The sequence below is a fragment of the Flavobacterium sp. TR2 genome (assembly GCF_025252405.1).
Classification (GTDB): domain Bacteria; phylum Bacteroidota; class Bacteroidia; order Flavobacteriales; family Flavobacteriaceae; genus Flavobacterium.
Genome location: NZ_CP104307.1, coordinates 2,369,016 through 2,381,454, shown reverse-complemented (window position 1 = coordinate 2,381,454; position 12,439 = coordinate 2,369,016). Strand labels below are relative to the sequence as shown.

General features: G+C 32.1%; 6 protein-coding genes. All 6 read right to left on the bottom strand.

Features of this window, described 5'->3' with window-relative positions; genetic code table 11:
• Nucleotides 1–84 precede the first annotated feature (84 nt).
• The 6 genes from N4T20_RS10530 to N4T20_RS10505 are packed head-to-tail and all read right to left on the bottom strand — an operon-like array spanning nucleotide 85 to nucleotide 12,425.
• The gene (locus N4T20_RS10530) at nucleotides 85–1,461 is read right to left on the bottom strand and encodes an FAD-binding oxidoreductase (RefSeq protein WP_260672957.1); all 1,377 of its coding nucleotides are present in this window, start codon (nucleotides 1,459–1,461) and stop codon (nucleotides 85–87) included.
• 4 nt (nucleotides 1,462–1,465) lie between these two features.
• The gene (locus N4T20_RS10525) at nucleotides 1,466–2,581 is read right to left on the bottom strand and encodes a VOC family protein (RefSeq protein ID WP_260672956.1); all 1,116 of its coding nucleotides are present in this window, start codon (nucleotides 2,579–2,581) and stop codon (nucleotides 1,466–1,468) included.
• A 10-nt stretch (nucleotides 2,582–2,591) separates the two neighbouring features.
• Nucleotides 2,592–3,911 carry a PLP-dependent aminotransferase family protein gene (locus N4T20_RS10520; protein ID WP_260672955.1) on the bottom strand — a complete coding sequence of 440 codons (1,320 nt, stop codon included), beginning with the start codon at nucleotides 3,909–3,911 and terminating at the stop codon, nucleotides 2,592–2,594.
• Between the two features lie 51 nt (nucleotides 3,912–3,962).
• Entirely contained in the window at nucleotides 3,963–8,531 is a 4,569-nt protein-coding gene (locus tag N4T20_RS10515; RefSeq protein ID WP_260672954.1) for a MupA/Atu3671 family FMN-dependent luciferase-like monooxygenase, read from the bottom strand.
• Entirely contained in the window at nucleotides 8,528–11,539 is a 3,012-nt protein-coding gene (locus N4T20_RS10510; protein WP_260672953.1) for a beta-ketoacyl synthase N-terminal-like domain-containing protein, read from the bottom strand. Before N4T20_RS10510 ends, N4T20_RS10515 begins: the two co-directional genes overlap by 4 nt.
• Nucleotides 11,523–12,425: a non-ribosomal peptide synthetase gene (locus N4T20_RS10505; RefSeq protein WP_260672952.1), complete on the bottom strand. Its 903-nt coding sequence runs from the start codon at nucleotides 12,423–12,425 to the stop codon at nucleotides 11,523–11,525. Before N4T20_RS10505 ends, N4T20_RS10510 begins: the two co-directional genes overlap by 17 nt.
• Between the last annotated feature and the right edge of the window lie 14 nt (nucleotides 12,426–12,439).

Genomic DNA, 12,439 nt, shown 5'->3' with positions numbered 1-12,439 from the left:
TTGAAACTCAAAATTAATCTCCATTAATTTTCAATTTTTAGAAATATATAGATTGATGTTTATAGAAATAGTGTCTTTGAATTTTTAGGGATTTATTATTTGATTTTTATCAAATGTCTTTTTAATGTTATCCATTATTATTCGAGCTGTCGGTATAGCTTCTGCTATGTAGGGAAGATTTATTTTTCCAATTCCATGTTCACCAGAAATAGTTCCTCCTAATTCTAATGCTTTTAAAAATATTTCTTTTACCCACACCACAATATCAGCTTCCCATTGTTCAATGGTTTGTTCTTTGTTTTGAAAGATATTGACATGAAAATTACCATCTCCAACATGGCCAAAAACCGTATAATTAAAATTAAATTTATTGGCTATAATGACAATTGCCTTATACATTTCATCAATTTTAGAACAAGGCACAACGATATCAACATCTCTAAAAAAAGTGTGGTTTATTACAGCTTCTCCAACTTTTGAACGCATTTTCCACAATGCTTTTACCTCGCTTGGATTATCCGCTACATGAATTTCCTCTTGTGTATATTCATTAATGTGCCGGCTGATTTTCAAGGCTTCATCCAAAAGCTTGTCTGGATAATCTCCTTCTATCTCTATCCATAGAATTCCTTCCGCAGTGGGTTTAATATGGTAGGAATTGTCCAAATATTGTGATACTAATTTAAAGCCGACTCCATCAATAAATTCAATACTTGATGCTGAGTATCCTTTGGCAAAGAATTGCTGAACGCATATAAATAAGTTCTCAATTTTAGAAAAAGGAACCATTAATACTAATTCTTTCATTGGAGGCACTAATTTTAAAACGACTTTTGTAATAACTCCTAAAGTCCCTTCGCTTCCGCTAAATAATTGAGTAAGATTATAGCCTGTTGCGTTTTTACTCACATTCTTTCCTGTCCAAATTATACGTCCGTCAGGGAGTACTACTTCTAAATTAACGACATAGTTTTTGGTAGTCCCGTATTTTAATGATTTTGGACTACCGCTGGACACAGCAACGTTACCGCCTATAAAACAGGAATCTGCACTGCTAATATTTTGCGGAAAATTTAAGCCTTCTTTTAAAACAGCATCTTTTAAATCCTTAGTAATCACACCAGACTCAACTATAGCAATTCTATCAATCGTATTAATTTCAATAATTTTGTTTAGCCGTTCTAAAGAAAGTATAATGCCGGAATGGGCTGATAATGCTCCACCGCTTACTCCTGTGCCTCCTCCTCTAACCGTTATCGCTGTTTTTGTTTCATTACATATGGCAATAATTTTAGAAATTTCCTGAGTGTTTTGAGGTAAAACTACTGCAGACGGAGGCATTACTTTATTAGAAGTACAGTCTTTAGAGTATTTATATAATAGCTCTGGCTTGGTTATTACATATTTACTTCCAACTATAATCCGGATTTCGTCTAAAATACTAAGCTTATTTTCTATCATTATACTAGTATTGCTTTTTTAGTTTTAATTCTTGCTCCATAGCATCAAACAGTGCATAAATATTATCTAGTCCAAAACCATCATAATCATTTACACGCTGTACGATTTCGTAAAAAAATGTAGCTCTGTCTCCTATTGGCACCGTAAATATTTGAAACAGCAAAGCGCCGTCTACCACATCACATAATACCCCATGTTTTCTTAGAATAGCAACATCCAACTGCGGGTATTTTTTTTCAAGTTTATCGTAATATGAGTCAGGGTATTTTGTAAACTTCACACCATTTTCTCTTAGAGCTTCTACTGATTTAAATATGTTATTAGACTCAAAAGCAATATGTTGTATTCCTGTACCATAATTTTGATCAATAAATAATTGCACTTGTGTATTTACTCCATGTTCTGGTTCGACTAAAACATTATTTATGGATTTGTTTTCGGATTGCAATACTTTTAAAAGCATTCCTATTTTCTTTCCGCTTTCTTGTCTTTCATCAAATTCTAAAACTGTTTTAGATAGAAAAATGTTATTAAAATAATTCTCCCAAAGTGTAATTTCATTTAAGCGTAAGGCACAAGCCACATGATCAATTTTCTCTAATGCCGAATCTTTAAAATCAAAATCCCATTCTTGTTCAACGTTTTTATAACCTGGAAGAAAGTCGCCATTGTAATTGTCATAATTAATTAAAACAATTTCATTATCATCGAACATTTTTAATGAGGCTTGTTCTACAAAACCCATATCATCTGATGTTATATGCGGGTGTTCTACTGGTATTGCGCCATTTTTCATAGCTCTTCCAAAAAATTCCTTAACATTATCAACATTAATGGCCATTCTTTTAATTCCGTTTCCATGTAAGTCTACAAATGATACTATTTTATAGGAACTAGGCTGCGATGCAGATGTGATTACAAGTTTTATATCATTCTTAACAATATAATATGAACAGCGATCTTTAACACCCGTCTCTGGCCCAGCATAAGCAATTACTTTAAACCCTAATGCTTTTACGTGCCAGTAAACAACCATTTTTGCCATGCCAACATAATACTCTATAAAATCGTACTCTATTTTTAAAAGATCAGATACTATTATTTCATTTTTATTTTCCATCGTTTAATTTTTATTGGTTACTTATTTTTGTTTCTATAAAATTTGCTAATCGTTCTATGCCTGTTTTCATCTCTTCTAAAGAGAGGTTGCTAAATGCCAATCGTAATTCGTTTTCTCCGCCTTTCTCTAAGTAAAAAAAGGACATGGGTGTAAAAATGACTTTAAATTTTTCTGCACAATCCCTTACATCTTGTTTTGTAACCTGAAAAGGAAGCATTATTGTAATGAAAAAACCGCCTTCTGGTTTATTCCATTTTATGTGTTTAGCCCAACTATATTTTTCAGCATCAAAAGTCTGTTCAAGGCATTTTAGGAGGTAATCTCTTTTTGTTTTCATGCCAAGTATTTTTTCTTGATTTAGTTCTTTCAGAGAATATTTATGCTGCCTTAACAGCCCGCCAAACATGGCTTGAATTATAGATGGCGTATTTACTGTGATGTATCCTTTTGTTTTTGCCATTAAATCGCTCAACCTCATTATTTTCCCTCTAACGGATATTGATTGAGTTACTACCATTAATGAAAGGCGCAGGGAAGGATATAAAGTTTTTGAAAGTGATCTTAAATAGATAACCCTATTGTTTTGGTCTAATGACTTTAGAGAAGGATATTCTTTGTCTTCATATGAAAAATCGCCATAGGCATTATCTTCAAAAATTAAAAAATCATAGGTTTCGGCTAATTCTAATAATCGATATCTATTTGCTAAAGACATTGCTATTCCTGTAGGGTTTTGGAAATTTGGAATCACATACACCACTTTAACATTTTTATCTATACTGCGGTAGTACTGAATTTTTTCTTCCACTTTTTCTAATGAAATCCCTTCGGAAGTAACTGGAATTCCATCTACATCATATCCGTTAATTTTCGAGAAATGAGTTATTCCAATATAGGCAGGATCTTCAACTAAGATAACGTCTTTGTCTTTATCGCATACCGTCATTATACCCATTGCAATGCCTTCCTGCGCGCCAACCGTAATTATTATATCTTCAGGATCTGCTTGTATAGATTCGTCTGTCAATAGATATTTTGCTATTTCCTTATTTATTATCCCTTTAGTTCTATTATACTGCCCTAAATCGTTTAGCACTTCTTTTTCTGTTATTCCCTTCTCTAAAGCTGCTGTTTTTATAAAAAAATTGAGATATTCAGAAAATTTTTCAATATTAAAATAATTGCCATCAGGACGCCCGGATGCAAATGAGATTGCTTTTGGATATTGTAATTGAACTTCGTTAAGGAACCCCATTACATCTTCGCCTAAATTGGTCAGTAGCGGATTTACGACGTCATATGTATGAGTCGAAAGAGTTTTTTCAATCATATTTCGTATTTATTTAAAACCATATTTGAAGTGACATAATTTTTCAGCTGTTTATATGATATAATTTTCAAAATCACTTTCTTCGAGTGCTTCTGCATTTACCCATATCATTTTGTCAATCTCATCAGACAGGTGTTCTATTGTTAGATTATTAAATATTGTTAGCAGATTAAGCCTTAAATTAAATTCCTTGTCGATATAACTAATTATTCTTGTAGCTTTTAAGCTGTGTCCCCCTAAATCAAAGAAATTATCTTTTATTCCGATTTTATCAACTTCTAGGATTTGTTCCCAAACTTTCACTAGTTTTTTATCGATATCATTTCTAGGCGGAACATATTTAACTTGTGTTTGTATTTCAATATCTTTTAATGAAATTATTTTTTTTCGATCAATCTTGCCATTGGAAGTCATAGGCATTTCCTTTAATTGAACAAAATGAGAAGGAATCATATATTCTGGCAAGCTTACTAATAAAAGACTGCGAAGCTTTGAAATATCTTGCTTTTGTTCGCTAACCACATAGGCAACTAATTCTTTTTCTTTTGCTTTATTAGTTTTAACAACCACACAAGCTAATTCTATGTCTTGTTGTTTTTGTAAGATGTATTCTATTTCTCTTAATTCAATTCTAAAACCTCTAATTTTTACCTGCTGATCCTTCCTTCCAATAAATTCAACAGTTCCGTCTATTAACCACTTGCCTAAATCTCCTGTTTTATATATTTTTTCTCCTTTTACAAATGGGTTTTCAACAAATTTTTCATTTGATTCCTCTATGTTATTCAAATACTCATTTGCTATAATTGGTCCTCCAACACATATTTGTCCCACTATTCCAACTGAATTTAATTGCAATTCGTCATTCAATATATATAGTTGAACATTAGGGTTTGGCTTTCCTATAATGCTTCCATCAAGCTGATCATCAGCACCTATACTTCCTCGTTTAATAGTATGGGTTGTTACAAATATGGTGCTTTCTGTAGGACCGTATAGTACATGAATATTAGCGTTAGAGAATATATTCTTCATCTCTATCAAAGTGTTAGACGGTACTATATCTCCTCCAATATATATGTCCTTAATCATATTATAATCAGTGTCTTCTTTAACATTTTTTATATGATTAATTAATTGGATCATTAATGCCGGCACAGTATGGAATGCATTTATATTTCTAAGTTTTTCAAGTAAAACACTCATATTCAGAATATCTTCACCAGCAATCATTACAGAAATTCCTCCATTAAGTATTGGATATAACGATTCGAAAAGAAATATATCAAATGCGTTTGAAGCTAAAATTGGCGAACATATTTGCTGTTCTTTTTCTTCAAATACTTTTTTAGTGCCTTCAAAAAACGCGTATAAATTATTATGCGTTATAGGAACTCCTTTGGGTTTTCCTGTTGATCCTGAAGTATAAATAATATAGGCATTACTGCTAAATTCTTCAGGTAAATTAATTGAATCTATTAGAATATGAGCTTCCTCTGCTTCTTCAACTGATAGTATTTTTAAGTCCTTGGTATTTGGTATTCCCTCTATATAAGACTGTCGAGTTAAAATATAACCAGCTCCACAATCATTCAGCATATACTCGATTCTTGATTTAGGATATGCTATATCTATGGGTACATAAACAGCTCCAGATTTTAAAATCCCCAACATTCCTGTTATCATTTCTAAAGACCTATCCAGATAAAGAGCAACAGCATCTTTGGGCTGTACTTTATTGTGTATTAAGTAATAGGCTATCTGATCAGATTTTTCATCCAGCTGTTTATAGGTAAGATAGTCATCATTAAACCTTAAGGCTATATTATGAGGTGTATTCAAAACTTGTTCTTTAAATACATCGATAATAGATTTTACGGTTGCAGTATTCTTTTCAGTTAATACCGGAGTTTTAATTTCATTTTCATGAAGGTTGTTTTTAACAAAACCGTTTTTAAGGTTCGTTAGATGTTTTAAGCCCTTCATAATATTTTCATAGTCTATTCCGAAATCGATCAGACAAGCAACCTCATCTACTCCAGCCTTTTTTACATCATTTAATATTTTTTGACATGACTGCTCTGTTCCAATTAAACTATACTTATCAAAATATTTTTCTACGGTATATGCTAGAAGTTCTGCTACTTCTTCATCTGTCACATCTTTAGCTTTTCTATCTATTTCTAATCCTTTTGTCTGTTTTTTTGACATACTTACGGACTCAAATAGATATTGACTCATTGGATTTCTGGCTATATTTTTAGCAGTTTCCATATCTTCATCTATATATGTGTGCAGCATTAATACAACATTATCCTTACCTATCGGATGTTTATGGTCTGCATAAGCTTGACGATATATTTTTATTTTTTCAGCTAAATCTTCAAATGTTGTATTTAAAAGTCCCGTAAGAATTCCTACACCTGTTTCACCTGCTTTTTTAAATGTTTCTATGCTTCCTCCGCTAGCAATCCACATTGGTACTTCTTGCTGAATAGGCCTCGGAAGTGTTGATATGAGTACATCTTCATTGTATGCATTTTTGTATGATATAGAATTACCTTTCCATAATTCTTTGATTTCATTAATGTTTTCATATAACAATTCAGATCGCTTTTCATAATTCGCAGGAATTAAGACAAAATCATTAGCATTCCATCCAGAAGCTAAACACATTCCTGCTCGGCCATTGGATAAATTGTCTACCACAGACCATTCTTCCACTATTCTAATTGGGTGATGTAAAGGGGTTACAATACTACCTGATCTAATACTTATATTTTTGGTAATTGTTGCTAGCGAAGCTCCTAATACACTAGGATTTGGGTATGGCCCTCCAAATTCATTAAAGTGTCTTTCTGGTGTCCAAACTGCACTATAATTATTTGCATCTGCATACTTTGCGCCTTCTATTAATAATTGGTAATTATTTTTTTCGGTTCCTTTATTTCCAAAGTAAAAAAGGCTAAAATCTAAGTTTTGCTCCTCTTGTTCTTTTAATAAACTATTTTCATAAATTGAAGCTCTCTCTTCTTTATTTATTGCTCCTCCAAATTCTAAAACTTGTTTCTTTTCGGCAGCTGTTAAGAGATCTATTTTAGTAATGCTTATTTTGGCATTATTTAAAACAATATCCATTAATAGCTCTAAATGATTGGCTAGCTGCTCTATAGTACTTTTATTAAAAATACTTCGGTTATACTCAATAGCATATTCAAGTCCATCTTCAGACTCTCCACAGTTTATAATTAAATCAAATGCTGCATATCTAGTATCTTTGCCTTTAAATTCACTTACTTTTAGTCCTTCAAAACTCACCGCTGTTTCTTTTGAGGCAAAATGTTCAAAATTTTGAAGCACAACAAATACATCAAAGAAGATAGTTCTGCTGGAATCTCTAATTGGGTTTAATTCCGTTATTAATTCTTCAAAAGGGTAATCTTTATGCTCATAGGCTTCAAAGGCTCTTTGATTTACATTATGCAGTAATTCTTCAAAACTGTTTTCTCCATTAAATTTTGTTCTTAATGCTAATGTATCAGCAAAAAATCCTATTATTTTTTCTAATTCCAGAAACTCTCTTCCATACATTGGAAAACCCAAAATAATATCTGTTTGATTGGTATATTTATAGAATAGAAGATTAAGCAGACTCATTAAGCCTGTAAATAATGTGGCTCCTTGATTTGAGCAGTATTTTATGAATTTATTGGTTCGTTCTTTATCAATTTTTCTTTTAATCATGCCCGCTTCAACCATTCTCTGTGCCGGCCTTTTCTTATCTAATGGCAGCTCTAAGACTGGTAATTCTCCTTCAAATTGTTTTAGCCAATATTCTTTTTGGGTTTTTAGCCCCTGGCCTTTCAAATTGGCATCTCTCCATACGGCAAAGTCTTTATATTGTATATCTAATGGCATTATGCCCTTTGAGTTATTATTTACTCTGGCATTATATGCTAATAATAAGTCTCGTTTCAAAACATCAAAAGATCGGCTATCACATATAATGTGATGAATCACAAAAAGGCAAACCCATTTATTTTCTGAAACTTGGTATAATTTACATTTTGTTAATGGACCCGTAGATAATTTAAAAACAACTTTGATTTCATCTAAAATTAATTCTTGCAATTGCTCCTCTGAAGGAGTATCCTCTTTTAAATCTACCGTTTCTAATCCAAAATTAAATTCCTCTGTTTTTCTAACAAATTGTCTAACTTCTCCATTATCGTCTTCTTTAAAAACTGTTCGAAATATTTCATGCGCATCAATTAAATCTATCAATGCTAATTGTAGTTTTTCCCCATCCAATTCGCCTTCGAGCACAAAAGCTTCATACATATTATATGCAAAATTGTACCCCTCTAACTGACTTAATATCCATGCTCTTTTTTGTGAAGGTGTTAGCGGATATCCAGCAGCAGAGTATGCTGCTTTTGGAATGGTCGGATTCGAACTATTTAAATAATCAATAATTTCAGTTTTATTTGCTTTTATTTCATTGAGAATGGTTTCTGATAAATTATCCTTAAAGTTTACCTCTAGATTATTTTTATTTCCAGACAAAACGATCTCAATACCCTGCTTTTTTAATTCTTCCAAGAAAATACCTATACTCATATTGTAATTGTTTTATATGAATTTAATTGAGGTTCATTAGATTGAAATTTTACTATTTTAGAAGTAATATCTACTATTGATTCACATTCAAAAAATTCCTGCAGTGTAAAGTCTATCTTAAATTCTGCTTTAATACTTTTTAATAAAAGCATTCCATTTAATGAATTTAATCCTAATTCAAAAAAGTCGCTTTCATCATTAACTTCCTCAATATCAAAAAAGTCTTTGAATATTTTTTTTAATTTATCCAGCACTATATCTTCTTCTACCATTGTCTCTGATCCTCTAATTTCATCCTGTTGCGCATGGGAAATATTTGATGAGTCGAAAGACGGTGCTTTTGTCTCAAACATTGCTTTGAATGGTTCTACTTCAGAGGGAAATTGACTTGTTTCAAAAGGGTATACTGGTAATGAAATTCTCTTATATTTACTTTTATCATAGTAAACTGCCCAGTTTACATTTGTGCCGTTATGCCACAGTTTTATCAATGCATTTTCTAAAACATTTGAGCCATCAGCAGTATCTTTTGCTTGTCTCGTTAAATTAATAATGGTTGTTTTTTTATTTGTTGAAACTGCTTCCCTATTTATTAATCTTTCAAGAGTATTTCCCGAGCCGACTTCTATAAAAACAAGATCCTTCTCTTTTTCTGTCAATTGTGCTATACTGCTATAAAATCTGCTTGTTTCTGTAATCAGATTTAACCAATATTCTGGTTTCGTTACTTGTTCCTCTAGCACTAATTCTGCTGTTATGCTGGAAACAAAAGGAACTTTCATTTCATTTAGCGATAAGTCATTCCAAAATGAAATAAACTGTTTTTTAAAAGCATCATTTACATTTGAATAATCTATGTGCTTTTTTTGAAGCTTAGAATTCATCACTCCCATTTCACTTAGCTGATTACTAAGATCTTCTATTTCTTTTTGCTTTCCAGAAAATGTTACTTGCTGTGTACCGTTTACGGCTGCTAATGAAATTTTATTATTAATAAACTTTTCTGCTTCTTCTTCAGTCAAGAATGCACTTAATAAAATGGCAGGTTTTTTCTCATTTAATAAACTTGATTTTAGAACCATTAACTTTAAGCCTTCTTCAAATGTGAATATTCCGCTCACACACGCGGCAGCATATTCTCCAATATTCTGACCTAATACATAGTCTGGCAATACCTCAAATGATTTTAACAAATAGGCCAACGAATATTCTGCTAAGAAGAGTAATGGCTCTGCATATTTTTGTTTCTCAATTTTTTCGTTTTCGGAAAATAAGATTGTTTTAAAATCTTCGCCAGTAAGTTCTTTTAGATAGCTACACCCTTCATCAATTTTTTCTTTAAAGACATTTTCGTTCTCATAAACATCTTTTATCATCCCGCTATATTGGCTTCCCAAACCTGGAAAAAGAAAAACAGTCTTTTTTTTCTTGGTTACATCTGCAAAAAGATCTGATCTGCCGTTATTTTCAGACAGTTTATTTAGAAGTTCATTTTTATCTTTAAATTCTAATGCTATTCTGTAGTTAAAAGAAGTTCTCCCTACTCTATATGTGTATATAAGATTATCTAAATTTACGTCTTCCGCTTCCAGAAAAGTATGAAGCTTATTTAAATACTTTTTGAGCGAACTGCTGGTTTTGGCAGAAACTGTTAAAACTCTATTTATTTGTTTTTCAACTACACTAGATATTTGCTCAGGGGCTTCTTCCAGTATCAGATGAACATTTGTGCCTCCAATTCCAAAGGAACTTACGCCAGCTCTAAGAGGTTGTCCATTACCTTCCCATTCTTTCAATTCTGCATTTACATAGAATGGCCCTTCCTCAAAATAAATTTCAGCATTTGCTTTTTTATAATGCAGAGTCGGAGGTATTTTTTTATATTTTAAGCTGAGTGCCGTTTTTATTAATCCTATAACTCCTGATGCCGCATCTGTGTGCCCAAAATTTGTTTTTACAGATCCTAAAGCACAATTATGGCTGTTATTATTATTGAATGCTAAATTTAAAGCTTCAACTTCAATTGGATCCCCTATTTTGGTTCCTGTTCCGTGAGCTTCAATGTATTCAATAGTTTCTGCTTCTACATTTGCCAGCTTATGAGCTGTTTTTATACATTCTGTTTGGCCTATAATACTAGGAGCCGCGTATCCTACTTTTCTATTCCCATCATTATTTGCGGCACTTCCTTTTATAACAGCATATATATGATCATTATCTTCAATAGCGTCACTTAATTTTTTTAAAACTACCACTCCAGATCCTTCGCTGCCCACTGTACCGCTTGCCGCATCATCAAAAGTTCTGCAATGCCCATCAGAAGAATATATCAGCTCTTCCTGATATTTATATCCTTTTTGTATTGACGTATCTAAGGAAACACCTCCAGCAACAGCTAATTTCGCTTCTCCCATTAGTAATCCTCTACAGGCTAAATGAATGGCAGCTAATGATGATGAGCATGCTGTATTTATTGAGTATGCTGCGCCTTGTAAATTAAGTTTATAGGCTATTAGTGATGCTAAATGATCTTTACTTGAAATAAAATTAAGCGTCAAATCATCTATTAAGCCATCCATATTTTTCATCATGGCATAGGCCTTCCAATTTGTATCATCCCCCACTCCTGCATAAATGCTGATTTTTCCATTAACTTGATCAGGAGTGTATCCAGCATCTTCTAGCGCCTCCCATACATTTTCATGAAATATTCTGTGTGTAGGATTCATTAAAGCGGCTTCTTTAGTTGAATATTTAAAAAAAAGATTATCAAAACTTCCTTTATTATTCACAACCGATTTTGCTTTTACATAATTCTTTTCTGAAAATACAGATTTATTTACCCCCAAATTTTCTAATTCAGCGTCTTTATAAAAATGTATGGATTCCTTTGCACCCAATAAATTGTTCCAAAATTCTCTCCAATTATCCGCACCTGGCACTTTGCAAGATATACCTATAATAGCAAGCTCAAGCCCTGTTCTATCTTTACTATAATTTTTCATCATTACTGTCTAAATTGTTTAAAATTCTAATAGTGTTTTGTATAGCCGCTACTGAAGATTCTATTTTTATACTATCTTTTTCTATTTGAGAGCGGTTGGCTTGATTTATTTTAATGCTTAATAATTTTATTGTATTATACTTATAGAAATCTGCTATAGGAATGATAACCTCAAAAGCTTCTTTAATCAGTCTCGCCATAATCATTACTTTTATAGAGTTTCCTCCTAAATCGAAAAAATTATCATCAAGACCAATATTGGGATCGGATAATATCGATTGCCAAATGCCTTCTATTATCTGCTCTGTTTCATTAAATATTAAAGTCTTTCTTTTTTCATTGGTTGTTAGAAGCGGCAAGTCATTGATTGCTATTTTTCCATTTGATGTTATTGGGAATTCCTTCATTATAAAAAAATAGGACGGAATCATATGATTGGGTAATTTTATACTTATTTCTTCTTTTAATTTGCTAAGACTTAAGCTTTCGTCCCCTTTTATATAAGCTACCAATTCTTTTTCATTATTATTGATTGCCTTATATAGCACTATCACATTTTCTACCAAAGGATTATCCTCAATAACACTTTCAATTTCATATAATTCAATTCGGTGCCCTCTTATTTTTACTTGAGAATCCTTTCGACCTAAAAACTCTATTTTGCCATTATTAAGCCATCTGGCATAATCTCCTGTCTTGTATATTTTTTTATTTAAAGCTAGCGAGTCTTTGAAGTTTCCATCTCCATTCCCATTAATATATCCTCTGGCTAATTGGTTTCCTGCAACACAAATTTCTCCAGAGACGCCAATTGGACATAATCTTTCTTGAGGATCTAAGATGTAAATTTTAATATTGCCATTTGGCACACCTATAATATTCCCCTGCATTACCCCCAATTATT